Raw genomic sequence first — 20934 nt, forward strand, 5'->3', positions numbered from 1 at the left:
GCGGTGCGTCAGGCGGGGAAGCCGCCGGTGTCCAGCGTCAGGTCGAACGGCGCGGGGAGGTGGATCTCCTTGCCGAACGGCACCTTGGTCGCGCTGGTGTACACACCGTTCTCCGGTCCGGAGAAGAGGGTGACCTCGCCTCTGTCCGTCTCCGGGTCCCAGCGGTCCACGAGCAGGTACAGGGGTATGCCGGCGTGGGCGTAACCCCAGAGCCTGGGTCTGCGGTCCCGGTCGGCGGTGCTCCTGGAGGTCACCTCGACCACCAGCAGGGCGTCGGACATCATGGCCTCGGGTTCGTACTCCATGGCGGAGTAGGGAAGAACCACCAGGTCGGGGATGTAGACACCGGTGCGCAGAGGCACGCGGACATCGAGGGTCTGGTGCACGCTGGCCTCTGACAGCCCGCCTCCGTCACGGAGGAACTCGCGATAGAGCTCTCGCTGGATCAGCGAGACGATATGGGCGTGTTCGACCGTAGGGGGTGCCACGAGAAAGAGCCCGCCCTCGATGACCTCGGCCCGCCAACCGTCCGGCAGGTCCAACTCCTTCCAGGTGCGCAGCATGAGGTCCCAGTGGGAGTGCGCCTCGGGGGGCGTCTCCGTTTCCGCGATACTCATCTGCCGCGTCACCTCCGGTGGTTGAACGTAGCGAGGCACGATCACCGATGTGCTGTTTTCAGACTAACCGGCGGGCTTCTTTCCCACACCGGTTTCCGGAACGGGTTTCGGCGCTGCTGTAATGGGCGTATGACCAGCGAACCCGACCCCTTTCCGCGTCCGCCGCTCGACACGGCGGCACTCGACGCCGTCCTCGTCCGGCCGGGCGGCCTGTGGCGGCGGATCGAGGTGCTGCCCGAGACCGGGTCCACCAACACCGACCTGGCCGCGCGCGCCGCGGCCGGCGCCCCGCACGGGAGCGTGCTGGTGACCGAGCACCAGACCGCGGGCAAGGGCCGGCTCGGCCGCGGGTTCAGCGTCCCCCCGAGGGCGGCCCTCACCGTGTCGCTCCTGGTGCGTCCCGACGCGCCCGTCTCCTCCCTCAGCTGGCTCTCCCCGCTCATGGGCGTGGCCGGGGTCGGCGCGGTGCGCCGCCTGTCCGGGGTGAAGGCGTCCCTGAAGTGGCCCAACGACGTGATCGTCCCCGCCGGGCTGCGGTCCGGTGCGGCGCGGTCGGACGGCAAGCTCGCGGGCATCCTCGCCGAGGTCGACTTCTCCTCCGGGAGCCCCGCCGTGGTCGTCGGCATCGGCCTCAACGTGTCCCAGTCGCGCTCCGAGCTGCCCGTCGACAACGCCGTCTCCCTGCGCGGCGAGGGCTCCGCGGCCCTGGACCGCGGCGCGCTCCTCGCCGCCGTACTGGGGGAGTTCGAGGAGCTGTACACGGTGTGGACGGCGGCCGGGGGCGACGCCGAGGCCAGCGGCCTGGCCTCCGCCTACCGGGACACGTGTGCCACCCTGGGGCGCCCGGTCCGGGTCCACCTGCCCGGCGGCCGGGTGCTGGAGGGGACCGCGACGGGTGTGGACTCCGAGGCGCGGCTGCTGGTCCGTGGGCCGGACGGCGAGCGCGCGCTCAGCGCGGGCGACGTCGTCCACGTGCGCCCGGGCGGCTGACCGGCCCGCTCCGCCGGGGCGGCCGACGGGGCGGCGGAGCGTCGGGCGGGGTTGTCCACAAGAGGACTTCCGCTCACTCCCGCGGCCGACCGCCTTGTGCCATCATCACCGTTATGGCTATCGCGGACCGCTGCCCCTCCGACGACGAGGAGCTCGACACCTCCCTCCGGGAACGCATCCCGCGGTACGGGACGTTGTCCGTACAGGCGGCCTCCGAGCAGGAGGGAAGGGTCCTGCGCCGGGCGCCGAGACCCGGGCGGCCCCGGTCCGGGGCCCGCAGACAGGCCGACGCCGCCCGGAGACCGGAGCCGTCGGCGGGGCCGCAGAGGTGACCATGCGCCTCCGGTACGCGCCCGCCCCTTCCGAGGAGGGGGCACGGGCGTAAGCTGGAGGTGATCCGCGCCGCGTCCCGGCACGGTGACGAGGCGATTGCTCCCCGACATCCGGGGATGATCCGTGAAAGAGAACGTATGCCGTCGCGTCCGGACCCGAAAGCGATCGAGGCCGCCCTCCTGGGCGGCGAACCTGTCTACACCAGGGAACAGGCGATCGAGCTCGCCGGTGCCGACCCCGAACTCGCCGGCCGCATATGGCGCGCCCTCGGGTTCCCCAACCAGGGCGAGGAGACGGTCACCTTCGCGGAGAGCGACGTGGAGTCGCTGCGGATCGCCAACAGCCTGCTCCAGGAGGGCATCCTGGACGAGGAGGGCGTGGTCCGCTTCGCCCGCGCCATGGGCCAGACCATGGCCCGCCTCGCGGACTGGCAGACCAGCATCCTGAGCACGCTCATCTACAAGGAGGGCGTGGACTCCGCGACCCCCCTGATGAACCAGGTCAAGGAGCTGCTGCCGGACGTCGAGCGCCTCCTGCTGCACATCTGGCGCCGCCAGCTCTCCGCCTCCACGGCACGCACCCTCGCGGTGATGTCCAACGGCACCGACGGGGTGCCCAACTACTACCCGCTGGTCGTCGGCTTCGCGGACCTGGTCTCCTTCACCACGCTCAGCCGCGAGCTGGACGAGGTGGAGCTGGCCGGGGTGGTGGAGGGCTTCGAGGCCACCGCGGCCGACATCGTCGCCTCCGGCGGGGGCCGCGTCGTCAAGACCCTCGGCGACGAGGTGCTCTACGTGGCCGACTCCCCGGCCGAGGCCGCCGACATCGCCCTGCGCCTCGCCTCCGGCGTCAAGACCCACGTGGAGGTGCCCGACGTGCGGGTCGGCCTGGCCGCGGGGCCGGTCCTGACCCTGCACGGCGACGTGTTCGGCACGACCGTCAACCGCTCCAGCAGACTGACCTCCTTCGCCCGCCCCGGCACCGTCCTCATCGACGAGAGCCTCGCCGAGAGCCTCACCGACGAGGACGGGCTCCAGGTGGTCAGGGTGAGGGCGCGTCACGCGCACGGGCTCGGCCTCATCCAGCCGTACGCGCTGCGCCGCAACTTCGAGCCCACCGGGCTCTGACCCGCCCGGCCGGTGCGCGCCGCTCCCGGCCCCGGGGGCGCTCCGACTCTCACTCCCCTCTTACCGAACAGGCGTGTGCGGAGGGTGCGGGAGGGATAGGCTCGGAACCGCCGTACCGGCCCACAAGACGTCAGGTGATGAGCCCTGTGAGCGTGCCTCCTCCCATCCAACGCCTGCGCACCTCGGGCATTTTCAGCCTGGAGGGCGGCGAGTTCGATGTCGAGAACAACGTGTGGATCGTCGGCGACGAGGACAGCGCGATCGTCATCGACGCCGCGCACGACCACCAGGCGATCGCGCGCGGCCTCGGCGACCGCGAACTGATGGCCATCGTGTCCACCCACGGGCACAGCGACCACGTCAACGCCGCCGTCGCGCTCGCCGACCTGGCGAACTGCCCGATCCTGCTGCACCCCGACGACGCGGAGCTCTGGCACCACGTCCACCCCCACCGCGAACCGGACGCGCCGCTGCTGGACGGAGAGGCGCTGCTGGTCGGAGGTGTGGAGCTCCAGATCCTGCACACCCCGGGCCACACCCCCGGAGGGGTCTGCCTGTACGCGCCCGAACTGGGCGCGGTCTTCACCGGGGACACGCTCTTCCCGGGCGGGCCGGGGGCCACCGGGCAGCCGTTCTCGGACTTCCCGACGATCATCGCCTCCATCCGCGACCGCCTGGCGCCCCTGCCGGGGGAGACCGTCGTCCACCCCGGCCACGGGGAGACCACGACCGTCGCCGAGGCCGCCGAGCACCTGGACGCCTGGGCCGCCCGGGGGTTCTGACCCGCTCGCCGGCGTCGCCGGGGTGAGGGCCGTGCGGTGTCCGGTCGGCGCGGCACGCCGCCGCCCTCGTGCGCCGGGGCCAGGGCGTCTGCGAGAGCCTGTCCGGACAACCGGACAACAGGCCTGGCTGCGCCGCAGGGGACTACACCGGGTCCTCCGGGGACACGGGGTTGCCGGGATCGTCCAGCCACACCCGTTGGCCCCGGCAGGTCACGGTCACGCCGAACCGGGAGTGTGCGGGGCGGCCCGCCTCCTGCCACCAGGTGTACGCCCCGGCCAATTCGTCGAACAGGCGGCGCGGGCCGTGCTGTCGGACCCGGTAGTCGCGGGGGCCGGGCCGGATGCGCCACGACGCCCACGAACCCGAACCGGGATCCATCAGATACACCGTGTAGTGCGGGTTGCCGGGGACGTCGCCGTCGAACACCACGAGGTCCTTCATCCCGGGTACCCGCAGCCCGATCGCGAAAGTCGCCTCGAAGTCGCCGACGGGCTCGTACGGGTGCAGGTCCGTGGAGGTCTCGGCGTACTCGTGGTCGGGGCGGACGCGCCCGTCGAGTGTGCCGTGCGGAGTCCGCTGGCCGCGCACCCACATGAACCCCGCATTCCCACCGAACCGCCCGGATGCGGTGCCGTCCTCCCCGACCCGGAGCCGGAGCAGCGTGCCGTTGTGGAAACTCGTTCCCCACGGGGTCACGATCCGCCCGCCGGTCCGTGTCTGCTCCACCCACGGGTAGGGAACGTGCTGGACGGCGGCTGTCGCCAGTACCCGGTCATAGGGCGCACCGGGTGGATACCCCTTCTCGCCGTCCCCCAGGACCACATGGACGCCGAAACCCCCCAGGGCTTCTTCGGCCTGTGCGGCCACCGCGGGGTCGATCTCCACCGACGTCACGTTTCCCGCGCCGACCCTGTCGGCGAGCAGTGCGGCGTTCCAGCCGGTTCCGGTGCCGATCTCCAGCACGCGCTGTCCAGCGGCCAGGTCCGTGGCGTCGAGCATCATCGCCACGATGCTCGGCATGGACGCCGACGAGGACCGGTATCCACGGCCGGTGGTGTCGCCGTCGTCGACCTGGGTGACGACCGGCCGGTCGGCGTAGCAGGAGCGCAGCCATGCGTCGGGGTCGTCGACCCTGTCGAGGACCGCCAGGTCGTCCCCGTCCTCGACCCAGATCCGGTCGGGGATGAAGCGGTGGCGGGGAATCCGGATGAAGCTGTCCCGCCAGGCGGAGGAGGGGTTCACCTCCTCGACGAGACGGGACAGGAGGTCCGCGGCACCGGTCATGTGTCGTCGCGCTCGTGCTTTCCGCCTCCGCTGCCACCGTCGTCGGGGGTGGGCGGCGGGATGGGGCGGTCGGGCTTGTGGCCGTCGCTGGTGGAGCTGTCCTCGTGCTTGCCCATAGAGCTCTCCTCGGGGGTCTGAAAAGGCAGTCGGTCGATGGTAATTGCGCCAGCACGCTGTGTGAGGGCGTTGGCCGGAGCCGGTCCGGCACGTGTGTCTTCGCAGGCGGACCGGCAGGCACCGTCTTCCGGACGGGGGTCTCCCCTGGCGCGGTGCGGAGCGTGGTGACGGGTCGGGCGGTGCCGGCGGCTTCTCGGCCGGGAGTGGGACGCCGGGGGAGCAGGGCATGGTCAGAGGGCCTTCCGTGGGGCGGGACAGGGGGCGTGCGGCGCGGGGTTGAGGGAGGTCCACGTGCAGCCCAGGACCGGACACCTCCAGTAGGAGGCGGGGCGGGTGCGGGCGATGACCGCCTGTGCGTGCCGGATCCGGGCGTCCAGCCCGCGCGGGGTGGTGTCCGAGAGCGGCCGGAGGTCGGCGTCGCCCTGGTAGAAGGCGAAGTACCGGCGGGCGCCCGGCCCCCACATCACCCACCAGAGGCGGCCGTGCAGTGCGTACAGCTGTCGGGCCGCCGCGTACTGCGCCCGGTCGTCGTGTGCTTCCCAGCCCACCGCGCCCACCGCCTTTCCTCGCCCGCGTCCGCATCGGCCGGAGGTGGTGCGAGCCCGCGTCTCACGACGTGTGCGCGGCCACCGCGTTCTTCCCCGACTGCGGCCACCGTCCCATCGGACGGCGCGTGCTTTCCACCGATCGCATCGAACTGCGGAATTTCTCAGTGACTCCCATTCACGAGTGATGCGGGCCTGATAGAAATCAACGCATGCCGAACGAAGCCGATCCGATGGCGGAGAAGTTCGGGGCCGAAGTGCGTCGGCTCCGGGAGCAGGCAGGGCTATCGCAGACCAGACTCGCGCAGCTGATACCGGCGTCGCAGGCGTCGATCAGCGATCTCGAACGAGGCAAGACGCCGGGCAAAAGGCGCATGGTGCAGCGAATCGACGATGTTCTCAACAGTGACGGCCGAGTCGTCGCCGAGTGGGAAGCCCGGCACAAGGTCTACGAACCACCCTCCTGGTATCGAAAACTGCCGATTCTGGAACAACGGGCCACGCAGATTCAGCAATACCAGCCACTCCTCATTCCGGGGCTACTGCAAACACGCGATTACATGCGTGCGTCGATCAGTGCCAGCAACCGGGCTGACTCGATGGCAGACGTCGACGCGAAGATCAACGAGCGCACCGAGCGCCAGACCATCCTGGACCGTGATGACGCGCCCTTCCTGTCCGTCGTTCTGGACGAGACGGTGCTCCACCGCCGCCTCGGCAGCCCTGACATCATGAGGGAGCAGCTTCAACACCTGTGGGAGATCTCCGCGAGGCCACGGGTGGAGGTGCAGGTCATCCCGGCTGACACCTGGGGTCATCCGGGCTTGGATAGTGGGTTCACGCTTTTGAGGGTCCCGGACGCCGGGATACTCCTCTATCTGGAGGCCCGTGCCGCTGGAGGAGTGATCGTCGACTCGGGCACCGTAGGTGAACACATCTCAGCGATGGGGGACCTCCGGGGGTTCTCCCTCCCTCCGGATCAGTCACGGTCGCTGATCGAGAAAGCGCAAGGAGAAGTCGAGTGATGATCGAAGGCACGTGGAGCAAGTCCACGTACAGCAGAGGCGAGACCAACTGCGTGGAGGCCCAGCTGTCCGCGCCCTCATGGCACACGTCCTCGTACAGCAAGGCCGAGACCAACTGCGTGGAGGTCGCGGAGGGCGTGACCACGGCGGTGCGGGACACGCAGAACCGCCAGCGGGGACACCTGTCGTTCGCCGCAGGCGAGTGGACCGCTCTCGTGGACTCCCTCAAGGTCCACGGCTGACGCGCACACGTCGAGGGGTGGCGCTTCCACGAGGAAGTGCCGCCCCTTCTTCGTGTGTCGGAACCAGGGCGCGCGCAAGTCGCTTTCCGCCGTCTCGCCACGCCCGTATGAATACTTTCATTCCGGACGAAAGGTATTCTTCCGGCGCAGTGCGCTCACGGGGATGTCCCTTTCTCGACCGTGCCCTGACCTGCCGTAACGTTGGGCTCGGTGAAGTTTTTCGGAACTACTTCGCGGAAAAGTTCTCCTCCGCGCTCCGCGTACCCCTAATCTTCAACCGAACACCCAACTCCATACACGGATGACCCCGCGACGGTTAACCACCGCCCGGGGTCGTGGCCAGCAACTTTCACACCTTTAACCCAAGGAATTGCCAGCATGCGCAACTATAGCGCGGCCTTCCTCAGCCTTGCCATGGGCATGGGCTGTCTGAAGGCGCTCCTCCTCCCCGCGCGGGGCCGCCACTCGGCCGCCGTCCGCCGCCGCTCCACCCGGGTCCGCCGCTACGCGCCGGTTCCCGCCCCCGTCCCGGAACAGGTCAGCGCCTCCCTGCCGGAACCGGCGTCTCCGCCGTCCCCGCCGTCCCGCCCGGCTCCGCCGAGCGCCCCGTTCCCCGTCGAGGACGTCGCCCTCGCCCGGCCCTACTACGTCGCGCGGGAGATCGAACGGGAACGCGACCGCGAACGGGAGCTCGAACGCGAACTCGACCGGATCCAGGCCGAGGCGACGGCCCGCCTCCGGGCGTGGATCCCGCAGCCCCGCTTCTCCGGCGACCTCCTCGCCGCCCCCGTGGCCCCCCGTGCCCGTCGGGACCCGGGCCACGGCATGAGCACCCCGGGCCCCGTCCTTCCGGGTCCTTTCTCCCCCGACCCCTGACCTGGTCCGGCCCCGGGCCGTGCGGTGCCCCCGGGGGACGTCCCCGGGGGCACCGATGACCACGGGCGCGCGTCCGGCCGCCCGCACGCCGTTCGGGTCAGCCGTCCGTCCGGGTCCGGTCAGCCGTAGGACGCACGTTCGGGACGATCGGGGTGTCCTTCGGGCGGACCCCGATCTTCGAGCCCAGCCACACCAGGGGGTCGTACTTGCGGTCCGCGACCCGCTCCTTCATCGGGATCAGTGCGTTGTCGGTGATGTGGATGCCCTCCGGGCACACCTCCGTGCAGCACTTGGTGATGTTGCAGTAGCCCAGGCCGAACTCGTCCTGCGCGATCGCGCGCCGGTCGGCCGTGTCCTCGGGGTGCATCTCCAGCTCGGCCACGCGCATCAGGAAGCGCGGCCCCGAGAAGTGCTCCTTGTTCTCCTCGTGGTCCCGGATCACGTGGCACACGTTGTTGCACAGGAAGCACTCGATGCACTTGCGGAACTCCTGTGAGCGCTCCACGTCGACCTGCGCCATGCGGAAGTCGCCCGGCTCCGCCTTCGGGTCCGGTGCGAACGACGGGATCTCCATCGCCTTCCGGTAGTTGTACGACACGTCGCACACCAGGTCCCGGATCACGGGGAAGGTGCGCATCGGCGTCACCGTCACCACCTCGTCCTCGTCGAAGACGCTCATCCGGGTCATGCACGAGAGCCTCGGCCGCCCGTTGATCTCCACCGAGCACGAACCGCACTTGCCCGCCTTGCAGTTCCACCGGACCGCGAGGTCCGGGGTCTGCGTGGCCTGGAGCCGGTGCAGCACGTCCAGCACCACCTCGCCCTCGTTGACCTCGACCCGGTACTCGGCGAGCCCGCCCTCGCCGGAACCCCGCCACACCCTGAACACGCGCTCGCTCATGACCCGTCCTCCTCGGCGGCGCCGCCCGCCGTCTCGTCCGCCGGGTGCGCTCCACCCGCCGCGTCCGCCCCGTCCTGCTCGGGCAGCTCCTCCTCCGTCAGGTACTTGGACAGCTCCTCGCGCTCGAAGAGGGCGAGGAGCGCGGCCGGGATGTCCGCGACCGGGCGCCGGGCCAGGGTCACCCGGTCGGCCCGGTCCGCCCGCACCTCCAGGTTCACCCGCCGCCACTCCGCGGACATGGCCGGGAAGTCGTCCCGTGTGTGCCCGCCGCGCGACTCCTCGCGCTCCAGGGCGGCCGCGGTGATCGCCCGCGACACCAGGATCATGTTGGGAAGGGCGAGCGCCAGGTGCCATCCCGGGTTGTAGACGCGGTCGCCGGGGGCGCTGAGCACGGACGACCGCTCCCCCAGGGAGTCCAGCCGAGCGATGGCCTCCGCCATCTCCGGTCCGCGCCGGATGATCCCCACCAGGTCGTTCATGGTGTCCTGGAGTTCGGCGTGGAGCGTGTAGGGGTTCTCGCCGCCGCCCTGCTTGAGGAACTCCAGCGCGTACCGGGCCGACGCGGCGGCGACCCGGTCCACGGCCTCCCCCGCGACCGCCCCGCGGCCCGGACCGTCCGCGTACGCGGCGGCGGCCAGGCCGGCGCGGCGGCCGAACACCAGCAGGTCCGACAGGGAGTTGCCGCCGAGCCGGTTGGAGCCGTGCATGCCCCCCGCGACCTCGCCGGCGGCGTACAGCCCCGGCACGTCGGAGGCGGCGGTGTCGGCGTCCACCCGTACCCCGCCCATCACGTAGTGGCAGGTGGGGCCCACCTCCATGGGCTCGGCGGTGATGTCCACGTCCGCCAGCTCCTTGAACTGGTGGTGCATGGACGGCAGGCGCCTGCGGATCTCCTCGGCCGGGAGCCGCGTGGACACGTCGAGGAACACGCCGCCGTGCGGGGAGCCGCGCCCCTCCTTGACCTCGTTGTTGATGGCCCGCGCCACCTCGTCGCGGGGCAGCAGCTCGGGGGGCCTGCGGTGGTTCGCCGGGTCGTCGTACCAGCCGTCCGCCTCCGACTCCGTCTCGGCGTACTGGGAGCGGAACACGTCCGGCACGTAGTCGAACATGAAGCGCCTGCCCTCGGAGTTGCGCAGCACGCCGCCGTCGCCGCGCACCGACTCCGTGACGAGGATGCCCTTGACCGAGGGCGGCCAGACCATGCCGGTGGGGTGGAACTGGACGAACTCCATGTTGATGAGCGAGGCCCCCGCCCGCAGGGCCAGGGCGTGTCCGTCCCCGGTGTACTCCCAGGAGTTCGACGTGGTCCGGAACGCCTTGCCGATGCCGCCGGTGGCGAGGACGACCGCGGGGGCCTCGAAGACCACGAACCCGCCGTCCGCGCGCCGGTAGCCGAACGCGCCCGCGATCCTCCCGCCGTCGGTGACGAGCTCGGTGACCGCGGTCTCGGCGAACACCCGCAGCCGGGCCTCGGGGTCGCCCAGCTCGGCGGCGTCGGCCTGCTGGAGGGCGACGATCCGCTGCTGGAGGGTCCGGATCATCTCCAGCCCGGTGCGGTCGCCCACGTGCGCCAGCCGCGGGTACTCGTGGCCGCCGAAGTTGCGCTGGCTGATCCTCCCGTCCGCGGTGCGGTCGAACAGCGCGCCCCAGTGCTCCAGTTCGAGGATGCGCTCCGGGGCCTCGCGGGCGTGGAGTTCGGCCATCCTCGGGTCGTTGAGGAACTTGCCGCCGCGGATGGTGTCGCGGAAGTGCACGGGCCACGCGTCGGAGGGGTTGGCGTTGCCCAGAGCGGCGGCGGCCCCGCCCTCGGCCATCACCGTGTGGGCCTTGCCGAACAGCGACTTGGAGATGACCGCGGTGCGCTTGCCCTGCTCGCGGGCGGCGATCGCCGCGCGGAGCCCGGCTCCGCCCGCACCGATCACCACGACGTCGTAGGTGTACCGGGTGATGCCGGTGTCTGCTGTGGGGGGCATGTGGGTGTGCCTTTCCAGGGGACGGCCCTCCCCGGGGCTCAGTTGAGGATCCGCAGGTCGGTGATGGTGCCGCTGGCCATCAGGGCGACGTAGGCGTCGGTGGCCATCAGGGACGCGATGCTGAACCAGCCGAAGTACATGTGCCGGTCGTTGAGGGTCGAGACGCGGCTCCACATCCAGTAGCGGACGGGGTGCCTGCCGAAGCTGCGCAGGCGCCCGCCCATGATGTGGCGGCAGGAGTGGCAGCTGAGCGTGTAGCCCCAGAGCATCAGCACGTTGACGACCATGACGAGGTTGCCGAGGCCGATGCCGAAGCCGCCGTCGGTCCCGTGGAAGAAGGCGACCGCGGTGTCCCACGTGTTGACCAGGGTGATGGCGAGGGCGACGTAGAAGAAGTAGCGGTGGCCGTTCTGGGGGAGCATCAGCGGCCGGGTCTCACCGGTGTACCGGCTGTGCGGCTCGCGTACGGCGCACGCGGTGGGCGCCTGCCAGATCGAGCGGTAGTAGGCCTTGCGGTAGTAGTAGCAGGTCACCCGGAACAGCAGCAGGAAGGGCAGGCTGAGCAGGGCGTAGGGGACGAGCGGGGGGAACTCGACGGGGAGCCGTCCGAACAGCGCGGCCTCGGGCGCGCACTGCTGTGCCAGGCACGGCGAGTAGAACGGGGTCAGGTAGTGGTGCTCCGCCACCCAGTAGTGGTCCTGCTGGAACACCCGGAGGGTGGCGTAGACCACGAAGGCGGCCAGGCCGGCGGTCGTGAGGACCGGACCGAGCCACCATCGGTCGGTCCGCAGGGTTCGTCGGGGGATGCGCGCCCGGACGGCTCCGGTGCGCGCGCTGTCGTCGGGGGTCACCGAGGTCTCCACCTCCTGTGGAGAGGGCGCCGGCCGGGCGCCGACCGGGGTGCGGGACCCCGGGCCCGGGCGGTGACCGCTCTCCGTGAGTGCTGCACGGCTGCGGGAGAAGCTGTAGGACCGGTCTGCAACGCAACGTTAGGACGTTGTGATCACGGTCACGTCCCGGCTGTGGAGAAACCCCTGGGAGACGAGTGTGAAATAGGCCACTTTTAGTCATTCATTTGTGGCCTTTTGTCATTAAAAGCCAACGAACGCCCCGAGTGTCATGTTCGTTGTTTTTGACAAAAGAGTGGCGATAGGGGGTGGGATTGCCCTCTGGGGTTTTCGGGTGGCTCAGGGTATTTCTCCGGTATTCCTACCGGAGAACCTGTCTTCCTCGGGACCGCCCGCGCTCGCATCCGAGATCAGCACCTCCAGATCCGGGCCCAGGTCCTCCTTCGACATCCCCAGCAGGTACTCGTTGAGGTGCCGGCGGAAGGCGTCCGCCGAGTGCGAGGGCTCCACGTCCTTGCGCCGCGCCAGGGCCACGGTCCGGAGCAGGCGGGGCCGGGCCAGCGGCGTCCCGCGCAGGCCCGGCCGGTTCTTGAGCACCATGCTCGGCACGACGGCCAGGCCCAGCCCCGCCTCCACGAAGCGCAGCACGGCGTCCATCTCCCCGCCCTCCACCGCCAGGTCGGGCTCGAAGCCGGCGGCCCGGCAGGCGCGCAGCGTGGCCTCGCGCACGTCGTACCCGCGCCGGAACATCACCAGCGCCCGCTCCCGGAGCTCGGTGATCCGGATCGACGCCCTTCCGTTGGGGGAGGGCTGCGACATCGGGCTCACCACGACCAGGTTCTCCCTCAGGATCGGCGTGGTCGAGAAGTCGGGGTCGCTGCTCTGGAGGGGGAGGATGATCAGCGCCAGGTCCAGCTCCCCCCGTCCCAGGTCCCGGATGAGGTCGCGCGAACCGCTCTCCTCCACCCGGAGTTCGATCCCGGGGAAGCGGGTATGGAAGTGGGCGAGGACATCGGCCAGCAGTCCCGCGCACAGCGAGGGGGTCGCCCCGAGGCGCACCCGCCCGCGACGCACCCCGGCCAGTTCGGCTACCTCCCGACGGGCCGTCTCCAGGTCGGTGAGCATGCGCTGGGCCAGCGGGAGCAGCGCCTCGCCCGCCGGGGTGAGTGTGATGTTTCCCCGGGCACGACTGAATAACGGCGCGCCCAACTCCCGCTCAAGGCTGCGGATCTGTTTGCTCAAGCTCGGCTGGGCGACGCGTGAAAGCTCGGCTGCGCGGGTGAAATGGCGGGTGCGGGCCACGGCGACGAAGTAAGCCAGCTGCTGGAACTGCATGCTCCATAGCCTAAGGCTATGGAGACCAGGGTCCCGATGACTTGGACGTCCGAGTTAACCCGAAATTAAAGTGGCAGGCTGTGGCGAACAGTACCTTGACCAAGAAGCGATCTACGGCCTACAGGTCCACGGTGGCGCTCAAGTCCGCGATGGCGGTCACCGGCGTGATCCTTGTGCTGTACCTGATCGCGCACATGTACGGCAACCTGAAAGTCTTCTCGGGCCAGGAGGCCTTCGACGGCTACGCGCACGGCCTCCGTGAGCTCGGCTACCCGCTCCTGCCCGAGAGCGGCTTCCTGTGGATCGCGCGCGTCGTCCTGCTGGCGAGCGTCCTCATCCACATCTACTCCGCAGTGGTCCTCACGATGCGCGCGCGCAAGGCCCGCACCGACCGCTACCAGGTGAAGAAGCGGGTGCAGCGCACCTACGCCTCGTACACCATGCGCTACGGCGGCATCCTCATCGCGCTCTTCGTGATCTTCCACATCCTGCACCTGACGGCGAACGTCATCGCTCCCGGCGGCAAGTCGGACAGCCCGTACGAGCGGCTCGTGAACGGCTTCCAGCCGGAGTTCTGGTACGTGACGCTGTTCTACCTCGCCTCCGTGATCGCGGTCGGTTTCCACCTGCGTCACGGTGTGTGGAGCGGGATGGCCACGCTCGGCTTCAACAAGGCCAGCCGCCAGGGCAAGATCAACACGGTCGCCATGGCGATCGCCGTGGTCGTGACCGTCGGCTTCCTGCTCCCGCCCCTGGCGGTCACCTTTGGACTGGTGAGTTAATTGTCTGAGAACGACCTGTACATCGAGGGCGCCCCGATCCGGGACGAGAAGGCCCCCGAAGGCCCGATCAACGAGCGCTGGGACAAGCGCCGCTTCGGCGCCAAGCTGGTCAACCCCGCGAACCGGCGCAAGCTCTCCGTGATCATCGTCGGCACCGGCCTCGCCGGCGCCTCCGCGGCGGCGACCCTGGGCGAGGCGGGCTACAAGGTCACCTCGTTCTGCTACCAGGACAGCCCCCGGCGCGCGCACTCCATCGCCGCGCAGGGCGGCATCAACGCCGCGAAGAACTACCGCAACGACGGTGACAGCATCTACCGGCTGTTCTACGACACCGTCAAGGGCGGTGACTTCCGCTCCCGCGAGTCGAACGTCTACCGCCTGGCCCAGACCAGCGTCGAGATCATCGACCAGTGCGTGGCCCAGGGCGTTCCCTTCGCCCGCGAGTACGGCGGCCTCCTGGACAACCGCTCCTTCGGCGGCGTGCAGGTGTCCCGTACCTTCTACGCGCGCGGCCAGACGGGCCAGCAGCTCCTCATCGGCGCCTACCAGGCCCAGGAGCGCCAGATCGCGGCCGGCACCGTCAAGATGAACACCCGCCACGAGATGCTGGAAGTCATCGTCGTGGACGGCAAGGCGCGCGGCATCATCGCCCGCGACATGGTCACCGGCGAGATCGAGACGCACTTCGCCGACGCGGTGGTCCTGGCCACCGGCGGCTACGGCAACGTCTTCTTCCTGTCGACCAACGCCATGGGCTCCAACGTCACCGCCGCGTGGCGGGCCCACCGCAAGGGCGCGCACTTCGCGAACCCCTGCTACACGCAGATCCACCCGACCTGCATCCCGGTCAGCGGCGACTACCAGTCCAAGCTGACCCTGATGAGCGAGTCGCTGCGCAACGACGGCCGCATCTGGGTGCCCAAGGTGGGCGGTGACGACCGGGACCCGCGCCAGATCCCCGAGGACGAGCGCGACTACTACCTGGAGCGCATCTACCCGGCCTTCGGCAACCTGGTGCCCCGCGACATCGCCTCGCGCGCCGCCAAGAACGTCTGCGACGAGGGCCGCGGCGTCGGCCCCGGCGGGCTGGGCGTGTACCTGGACTTCGCGGACGCCATCGAGCGTCTGGGCCGCGACGCGGTCGAGGCCAAGTACGGCAACCTCTTCGACATGTACCAGCGCATCACCGGGGAGAACCCGTACGAGGTCCCGATGCGCATCTACCCGGCCGTCCACTACACCATGGGCGGGCTGTGGGTCGACTACGACCTCCAGAGCACCATCCCGGGCCTGTTCGTGACGGGTGAGGCCAACTTCTCCGACCACGGCGCGAACCGCCTGGGCGCGAGCGCGCTGATGCAGGGGCTGGCGGACGGCTACTTCGTCCTGCCGAACACCATCAACGACTACCTCGCGGCCGGCCCCTTCGAGCCGGTCGACGAGACCCACCCCGAGGCCGTGGCGGCCAAGGCGGACGTCACCGCGCGGATCGACAAGCTGCTCTCCGTCAACGGCTCCCGCACCGTCGACTCCTTCCACAAGGAGCTCGGCCACATCATGTGGGACTACTGCGGCATGGAGCGCAACGAGGAGGGCCTGCGCAAGGCCATCGAGCTCATCCGCGAGCTGCGCGCCGAGTTCTGGCGCGACGTCAAGGTGCTCGGCACCAACGAGGAGTTCAACCAGGCTCTGGAGAAGGCCAACCGCGTGGCGGACTTCCTGGAGCTGGGCGAGCTCATGTGCATCGACGCCCTGCACCGGCGCGAGTCCTGCGGCGGCCACTTCCGCGCCGAGAGCCAGACCGAGGACGGGGAGGCCCTGCGTCACGACGACGAGTTCGCCTACGTCGCGGCCTGGGAGTTCGGTGGCGTGGACAGCAAGCCCGTACTCCACAAGGAAAACCTGGAGTACGAGTACGTCGAGATGAAGCAGCGGAGCTACAAGTGAACATCACCCTGCGCGTGTGGCGACAGAAGGGCCGTGACGACGAGGGTCGCATGGTCACCTACAAGCTCACCGACGTCTCGCCGGACATGTCCTTCCTGGAGATGCTCGACGTCCTCAACGAGAAGCTCACGCTGGAGAACGAGGACCCGGTCGCGTTCGACCACGACTGCCGCGAGGGCATCTGCGGCGCCTGCGGCGTCGTGATCGACGGCGAGGCCCACGGTCCCGAGCGCACCACCACCTGCCAGCTGCACATGCGCAGCTTCAAGGACGGCGACACCATCACGGTCGAGCCGTGGCGGGCCACGGCGTTCCCCGTCGTGAAGGACCTGGTCGTCGACCGGGGCGCGTTCGACCGCATCATCCAGGCGGGCGGCTTCATCAGCGCCCCGACGGGTACCGCGCCGGACGCCCACGCCAACCCGATCCCGAAGCCGGACGCGGACCGCGCCTTCGACGCCGCGACCTGCATCGGCTGCGGCGCCTGCGTGGCGGCGTGCCCGAACGCGTCCAGCATGCTGTTCACCGCGGCGAAGGTCACCCACCTCGGCATGCTCCCGCAGGGGCAGCCGGAGCGGGCGTCGCGCGTGGTGAAGATGATCAACCAGCAGGACGAGGAGGACTTCGGCGGCTGCACCAACATCGGTGAGTGCGCCGCGGTCTGCCCGAAGGGCATCCCGCTGGACACCATCTCGCAGCTCAACCGCGACCTGCTGGGCTCGCTCAGCAAGGGCATCGGCTAGGCACGACCTCTGCCGGGGGCACACCCCGGTCCGGTCCCACGGGGCCGCACCCCTCCCGGGGGTGCGGCCCCGTTCCCGTGCACGGGTCACCGCCGGGGGGCCGGGAGCTTTCTCAGCCGCTCCGCGATCTCCGGAACGTCCACCAGCTCTCCCGTGGTGACGGCGATCACCAGGTCGTAGGACGCATCCTGGTCGACCGGGCCGAAGCCCTCTCCGTTGAGCCGGAGGAACGCCCTGGCACTGGTCCAGGCGAGCCTCTTGTTGCCGTCGGACAGCGGGTGCCCGATGAGCACCGACTGCATGAGGGCGGCGGCCTTCTGCCACAGGTCCGGGTACGCGTTTTCCCCGAACACGGTCGTCTGCGGACGCAGCAGGGCGGCCTGGAGCAGGCCGACGTCCCTCATGGCCGCGGTGGCGGGCAGGACCGCCTGGATGATCACGGTGACGTCGGCCCTCGTGAGGTAGTGCGTCACTCGGCCAGCCTCGCCAGGAGTTCGGCGTCCTCCTGGGCGATGTCCAGGGCGTACCGGCGCACCCTCTCGGTCTGGCGGCGCGCGAGGTACTCCCTCACGGCGAGCACGACCTCGGAGTTCACACTGGTGCCGTCCTCCTCGGCCGCCTCCTTGATGCGGGCGTGCACGTCCTCCGGGAGGCGCAGATTCATGTTCATACGAACACGGTACCCAGGAGTGGTACCGACGAGCGGTACTACCGGGCCCCGGACTCCTGGGCGCGGTAGTGGCGTGCCACCGCGTGGAAGGCCTCCTTCGGCGTCCATGCCGCCGGGTCGTCGGCGGGGGCCCGCACGAGGCCGAACCCCGCCATGTCCAGGTCGTACTCCGGGTCCTCGCTGTGCGGGAACCCGGGCATGGCGAAGGTGAACACGAAGGCCCCCTCCACGCCCCGGTCCTCGTACAGGTCGAGCAGTTCGGTGAGGTAGCGCGCCTGGACGCCCTCGTCGCGCACCGTGCCCCGGCGCAGGCGCGGCGGGTCGGCGAACCAGTTCACGGCGAAGAACGAGCCCGCGCCCCGGAGGCCGGCGCCCTCGTACGCGCCGCACCCGAACTCGGTGACGACGAACGGGCGCCCGGCCTCGTGCATGCGGGCGTCGAGGATCTCCGCGTAGCCGGCGTCGTCGGTGCCCGCCCGGTACAGGTTCGTCCCGGCGACGTCGAACACCGACCAGTCCACCCGCTCCCACCCCGCGGCGCCGTAGGTGAGGGGGCCGTGGAAGCGCTCGCGCGCCACTGCGGCGGTGGTCGCGAGCAGGGTGTGGAGCCTGCGGTTCACGCGGCGGGAGAACAGCCTGAGCAGTCGGGGGCGCCTGATGATCTGGAGCCGGGAGAACTCGCCGGGGCCGGGGAGCAGCCCGCGGACGGTCAGCGAGAACTCGGTGCCGACCATCAGGGTGACCCGGCCCGGCCGGGCGGCGCGCAGCCCCTCGGCCATGTCCGCCACGGCGGCGAGGTGGGCGACCAGTTCGGCGGGCGTGCGGCCGTCGTGCCGGGGGCGCACCCACACGTCGAGGCCGGCGGCCAGGGCGGCCCCGGCCGCCGATTCCAGCTGTCCGACGTCGTCGCCGATCAGCATCACGGCCGTGCAGCGCAGGTCCTCCCGGACGGTGCGCATGTCGCGCTCGGCCAGACCGGCCGGGAGGTGGTCGGTGTGGTACGAGACGCCTCTGATGTTCACCCGGCCATCCTGTCAGCCCCGGAGGAAGGAGAGGGGGCGCCGGCGCCCCCGTCAGGCCGCGGGCGGGCGGACCATGCAGTACGCCGAGGGGGCCCGCGGGTCGCTGACCACCCGCACCACCTGGAATCCGTACCGCTCGTAGTAGCCGAGGTTCGCGGGGTTCGTCGTGTCCAGGTGGACGGGGACGCCGTCCGCGTCGGCCCTCGCCAGGCCGGCGCGCAGCAGCTGCGAGCCCACGCCCGTCCCGCGGGCCCCGGGGTCGGCGCCCAGCAGGGCCAGGTACCAGTGCGGCTCCTCGGGGACGTCCGCGCGCAGTTCACCCGTGTACCGCGCGATCTCGGGGATCCGGGAGAGGCCGACCAGGCGGGACCAGTGCGGCAGCGACCGCAGCGTCACCGCGAACCCCTCGGGGGCCGCGCCGGGCGGCGCCCACAGGGCCGCGCCCCGCACCACCGGGCCGCGCACGGAGTCCTCGCGGCACTCGGCCACCGTGGTGTAGCCGCTCGGGACGTAGCCGAACCCGGCCAGGAGCGCGCAGGCCCGCGCGGTCCGCGCCATGCGCCGCGCCTCGGTCGGGAAGAACCAGCGGAAGAACGGGTCCTCGTGGAAGGCGCGCCCCAGGAGCCGGGCCACGGCGGGGACGTCGTTCATGTTCGCGGTGCGAAGGGTCCGCGTCGCGGCTGCCGTGGGGCTCACGGGGGTGCCTCTTCCCTCTCACGGGACTCCGGTCAACGCTCATGGTAGATCCCGCGGACATTCCGGGTGCGGCGTTTTCCGAGGAAGTCCCCGACCGCCCCGCGGGCCCCGCGCACGGTCCCCTCCGGCCCCGCGGAGGCTCAGGAGGGGTCGCGGATCAGGTAGTAGTGGGTGCCCGCGTCCTGGCTCTCCACCTCGCGGGACACGCGGAAGCCGAACCGCTCGTAGAAGCCGACGGTCTTGTCGTCGAGGGTCTGGGTGAACACGGGGATCCCCTCGGAGTCCGCCCGGTCCAGGCCGTCGGAGAGGAGGCCGCCCGCCACACCGGTGCCGGACACCACGGGATCCACGCCCAGGGTGGCCAGGTACAGGTGGGGTTCCTGGGGAGCGGCCAGCTTCCACTCCGCGAACACCCGCACGAACGCGGTGAGGCGCGCCCGGCCGATCAGCGGGCCCCAGTGGGGCCAGGTGCGCAGCGAGACCAGCTGCCCCTCGGGGTTGGCCTCGGGCGGCGCCCACAGGGCCGCGCCCCGCACCACCGGCGCGGACTCCGGGTCGTCCCTGGTCTCGGCGACCCGGGTGCCGCCGGCGGGGACGTAGCCGAACCCGGCGGTCAGGGCGAAGAAGCGCCGCGTCTTGGCGATGCGGAGTTCGTCGTCGGGGAACAGCCAGCGGAAGAACGGGTCCTCGTGGGCGGATCTGCTCAGGACCCGGGCGACGCCGGCGACGTCGTCCATGGTGGCGGGGCGGGCTGCGGAGGTGACGGTCGGGCTCATGCGCACTGCTCTCTGGTAGGGGGCGGCCTCACGCACATGGTAGATCACGGAACCATCACGGCAGCGCCTCGGCGGGTGTGGCGCAGGCCTGTCCGGACACCGGCTGGTCGAAGACGTGGGCCCGCACCCAGGCGTGCATCGCGATCGCGGCCGCCGCGCCGGCGTTGATCGACCGCGTCGAACCGAACTGGGCGATCGACAGCACCGCCCGGCACACCTTCCGCACCTCCTCGGACAGCCCCGGACCCTCCTGCCCGAACACCAGGACGGCGTCCCTCGGCAGCGGGTAGGTCTCCAGCGGCACGGCGCCCGGCAGGTTGTCGATCCCGATCAGGGGGAGCCCGCGCTCCTCGGCCCACGCCACCAGGGCGTCCGTGTCGGGGTGGTGGTGGACGTGCTGGTAGCGGTCGGTGACCATCGCCCCCCGCTTGTTCCACCTGCGGCGGCCGACGATGTGGACCGCCGCGCACCCGAACGCGTTGGCGGTGCGTACGACCGAGCCGATGTTGAAGTCGTGCGACCAGTTCTCCACGGCGACGTGGAAGGGATGGCGGACGGTGTCGAGGTCCGCGACGATCGCCTCGCGCCGCCAGTACCGGTAGCGGTCCACGACGTTGCGGCGGTCGCCCCCGGCCAGGAGGTCGGGGTCGTAGTGGTCGCCCTCGGGCCACGGTCCGGACCAGGGGCCCACACCGACCTCGCGTGCCTCGTCCTCGCCGTTGCCGTCGGGCGCGTCGGACGCGACCGAGGAGGGGAGGGTGGCCTGGGGTGCGGGATGCTCGTTCATCCGTTCCAGCTTACGAACCCCCGGCGCCTCCTCGGCGGGGGCGCCGCCGACCCCTCGGCCGCCGCTCCGCGGGCCGCTCTCGGGGCGGTCACCGGGTCTGTGGCCGGATCAGGCCCTCAGCCGCCGCTCCGCGGGCCGCTCTGCCGGCTCCGTGCGACGAGGAGGGCCGCCGCGCGCCAGCCGAGCATGGCCGCGGCCAGGAACAGGGACGTGACGACGACGAAGCTGAACGGCGCGCCCTCGCCGGTCAGCAGGCGCAGCACCATCCCGCCCGCCACCGTCACGGCCCACACGAACAGGCCGACCGGCCAGATCCGGTCGGGGGCCCTCCAGCCCAGGGTGACCGCCCACCCCAGGACCGTTCCGGCCAGGAACGGCCAGGCCGTACCCCAGATCCCCGCGAGGGCGGTCCCCGACTCGTGGTCGACCCTGCCGATCACGACGAAGACGAGCACACAGACCAGGTCGGCCGCGAAGGCGAGCGGCGCCGCATACGAACGCATGCCACCAGGTTA

24 protein-coding genes are annotated in these 20934 nt (G+C 70.8%); 10 read left to right on the plus strand and 14 right to left on the minus strand.

Going from position 1 to position 20934, the window contains the following annotated elements; translation table 11 throughout:
- Positions 1-8: 8 nt before the first annotated feature.
- On the minus strand, positions 9-617 hold the full coding sequence (locus tag ABZ234_RS14350; RefSeq protein WP_355012306.1) for a Uma2 family endonuclease: 609 nt from the start codon (positions 615-617) through the stop codon (positions 9-11).
- Between the two features lie 129 nt (positions 618-746).
- Between ABZ234_RS14350 and ABZ234_RS14355 the strand changes: the two genes are divergently transcribed.
- The 4 genes from ABZ234_RS14355 (at position 747) to ABZ234_RS14370 (ending at position 3849) form a co-directional block, all read left to right on the plus strand.
- A complete protein-coding gene (locus ABZ234_RS14355) occupies positions 747-1607 on the plus strand; it encodes a biotin--[acetyl-CoA-carboxylase] ligase (RefSeq protein ID WP_267948159.1) in 861 nt (286 codons plus the stop codon).
- Positions 1608-1720: 113 nt separating this feature from the next.
- Positions 1721-1939: a hypothetical protein gene (locus ABZ234_RS14360; RefSeq protein ID WP_355012307.1), complete on the plus strand. Its 219-nt coding sequence runs from the start codon at positions 1721-1723 to the stop codon at positions 1937-1939.
- 138 nt (positions 1940-2077) lie between these two features.
- Positions 2078-3067, plus strand: coding sequence for an adenylate/guanylate cyclase domain-containing protein (locus tag ABZ234_RS14365; RefSeq protein WP_267948160.1), 990 nt, complete (start codon positions 2078-2080; stop codon positions 3065-3067).
- A gap of 137 nt (positions 3068-3204) precedes the next feature.
- Positions 3205-3849 carry an MBL fold metallo-hydrolase gene (locus ABZ234_RS14370; protein ID WP_267948161.1) on the plus strand — a complete coding sequence of 215 codons (645 nt, stop codon included), beginning with the start codon at positions 3205-3207 and terminating at the stop codon, positions 3847-3849.
- A gap of 142 nt (positions 3850-3991) precedes the next feature.
- Here the strand turns inward: ABZ234_RS14370 and ABZ234_RS14375 are convergent, their stop codons facing one another.
- Together ABZ234_RS14375 and ABZ234_RS14380 are read right to left on the minus strand one after the other, a co-directional pair.
- Positions 3992-5134, minus strand: coding sequence for a methyltransferase domain-containing protein (locus ABZ234_RS14375; RefSeq protein ID WP_355012308.1), 1143 nt, complete (start codon positions 5132-5134; stop codon positions 3992-3994).
- Between the two features lie 347 nt (positions 5135-5481).
- Positions 5482-5799 carry a hypothetical protein gene (locus ABZ234_RS14380; RefSeq protein WP_355012309.1) on the minus strand — a complete coding sequence of 106 codons (318 nt, stop codon included), beginning with the start codon at positions 5797-5799 and terminating at the stop codon, positions 5482-5484.
- Between the two features lie 209 nt (positions 5800-6008).
- Here ABZ234_RS14380 and ABZ234_RS14385 point away from each other — a divergent pair, with 209 nt between their 5' ends.
- The 3 genes from ABZ234_RS14385 (at position 6009) to ABZ234_RS14395 (ending at position 7939) form a co-directional block, all read left to right on the plus strand.
- Positions 6009-6821 carry a helix-turn-helix transcriptional regulator gene (locus ABZ234_RS14385; RefSeq protein ID WP_355012310.1) on the plus strand — a complete coding sequence of 271 codons (813 nt, stop codon included), beginning with the start codon at positions 6009-6011 and terminating at the stop codon, positions 6819-6821.
- Complete coding sequence (locus ABZ234_RS14390; protein WP_355012311.1) at positions 6818-7063, plus strand: DUF397 domain-containing protein; 246 nt, start codon at positions 6818-6820, stop codon at positions 7061-7063. The genes ABZ234_RS14385 and ABZ234_RS14390 overlap by 4 nt, the downstream gene beginning before the upstream one ends.
- 378 nt (positions 7064-7441) lie before the next feature.
- Complete coding sequence (locus tag ABZ234_RS14395) at positions 7442-7939, plus strand: hypothetical protein (RefSeq protein ID WP_355012312.1); 498 nt, start codon at positions 7442-7444, stop codon at positions 7937-7939.
- Positions 7940-8036: 97 nt separating this feature from the next.
- Here the strand turns inward: ABZ234_RS14395 and ABZ234_RS14400 are convergent, their stop codons facing one another.
- The 4 genes from ABZ234_RS14400 to ABZ234_RS14415 all read right to left on the minus strand — a co-directional run bounded on the left by ABZ234_RS14400 (position 8037) and on the right by ABZ234_RS14415 (position 12996).
- A complete protein-coding gene (locus tag ABZ234_RS14400) occupies positions 8037-8840 on the minus strand; it encodes a succinate dehydrogenase/fumarate reductase iron-sulfur subunit (protein ID WP_267948162.1) in 804 nt (267 codons plus the stop codon).
- The gene (locus ABZ234_RS14405; protein WP_355012313.1) at positions 8837-10813 is read right to left on the minus strand and encodes a fumarate reductase/succinate dehydrogenase flavoprotein subunit; all 1977 of its coding nucleotides are present in this window, start codon (positions 10811-10813) and stop codon (positions 8837-8839) included. Before ABZ234_RS14405 ends, ABZ234_RS14400 begins: the two co-directional genes overlap by 4 nt.
- Positions 10814-10851: 38 nt before the next feature.
- A complete protein-coding gene (locus ABZ234_RS14410) occupies positions 10852-11664 on the minus strand; it encodes a hypothetical protein (protein WP_355012314.1) in 813 nt (270 codons plus the stop codon).
- 336 nt (positions 11665-12000) lie between these two features.
- A complete protein-coding gene (locus tag ABZ234_RS14415) occupies positions 12001-12996 on the minus strand; it encodes a LysR substrate-binding domain-containing protein (protein ID WP_355012315.1) in 996 nt (331 codons plus the stop codon).
- A 131-nt stretch (positions 12997-13127) separates the two neighbouring features.
- Here ABZ234_RS14415 and ABZ234_RS14420 point away from each other — a divergent pair, with 131 nt between their 5' ends.
- The 3 genes from ABZ234_RS14420 to ABZ234_RS14430 are packed head-to-tail and all read left to right on the plus strand — an operon-like array spanning position 13128 to position 16468.
- Positions 13128-13778, plus strand: a complete 651-nt coding sequence (locus ABZ234_RS14420) for a succinate dehydrogenase cytochrome b subunit (RefSeq protein ID WP_355012327.1) — start codon at positions 13128-13130, stop codon at positions 13776-13778.
- Positions 13779-15725, plus strand: coding sequence for a fumarate reductase/succinate dehydrogenase flavoprotein subunit (locus ABZ234_RS14425; protein ID WP_355012316.1), 1947 nt, complete (start codon positions 13779-13781; stop codon positions 15723-15725). It begins immediately after the preceding gene.
- Entirely contained in the window at positions 15722-16468 is a 747-nt protein-coding gene (locus ABZ234_RS14430) for a succinate dehydrogenase/fumarate reductase iron-sulfur subunit (protein WP_267948167.1), read from the plus strand. The genes ABZ234_RS14425 and ABZ234_RS14430 overlap by 4 nt, the downstream gene beginning before the upstream one ends.
- A gap of 86 nt (positions 16469-16554) precedes the next feature.
- Here ABZ234_RS14430 and ABZ234_RS14435 read toward each other — a convergent pair whose 3' ends face one another.
- The 7 genes from ABZ234_RS14435 to ABZ234_RS14465 form a co-directional block, all read right to left on the minus strand.
- A complete protein-coding gene (locus tag ABZ234_RS14435) occupies positions 16555-16941 on the minus strand; it encodes a Fic family protein (RefSeq protein ID WP_355012317.1) in 387 nt (128 codons plus the stop codon).
- Positions 16938-17138 carry an Arc family DNA-binding protein gene (locus ABZ234_RS14440; protein WP_267948169.1) on the minus strand — a complete coding sequence of 67 codons (201 nt, stop codon included), beginning with the start codon at positions 17136-17138 and terminating at the stop codon, positions 16938-16940. Before ABZ234_RS14440 ends, ABZ234_RS14435 begins: the two co-directional genes overlap by 4 nt.
- Before the next feature lie 38 nt (positions 17139-17176).
- Positions 17177-18160 carry a hypothetical protein gene (locus ABZ234_RS14445; RefSeq protein ID WP_355012318.1) on the minus strand — a complete coding sequence of 328 codons (984 nt, stop codon included), beginning with the start codon at positions 18158-18160 and terminating at the stop codon, positions 17177-17179.
- Positions 18161-18211: 51 nt separating this feature from the next.
- Positions 18212-18856 (minus strand): GNAT family N-acetyltransferase, encoded by a 645-nt coding sequence (locus ABZ234_RS14450; protein WP_355012319.1) that lies wholly within the window; start codon positions 18854-18856, stop codon positions 18212-18214.
- Between the two features lie 140 nt (positions 18857-18996).
- Entirely contained in the window at positions 18997-19632 is a 636-nt protein-coding gene (locus ABZ234_RS14455) for a GNAT family N-acetyltransferase (protein WP_355012320.1), read from the minus strand.
- A gap of 55 nt (positions 19633-19687) precedes the next feature.
- Positions 19688-20419, minus strand: coding sequence for an RNA methyltransferase (locus ABZ234_RS14460; protein ID WP_267948173.1), 732 nt, complete (start codon positions 20417-20419; stop codon positions 19688-19690).
- Positions 20420-20535: 116 nt separating this feature from the next.
- Positions 20536-20922, minus strand: a complete 387-nt coding sequence (locus ABZ234_RS14465) for a DUF3054 domain-containing protein (RefSeq protein ID WP_267948174.1) — start codon at positions 20920-20922, stop codon at positions 20536-20538.
- Between the last annotated feature and the right edge of the window lie 12 nt (positions 20923-20934).

Origin of the sequence: Nocardiopsis sp. NPDC006198 (assembly GCF_040613895.1) — a bacterium.
GTDB lineage: Bacteria > Actinomycetota > Actinomycetes > Streptosporangiales > Streptosporangiaceae > Nocardiopsis > Nocardiopsis tropica.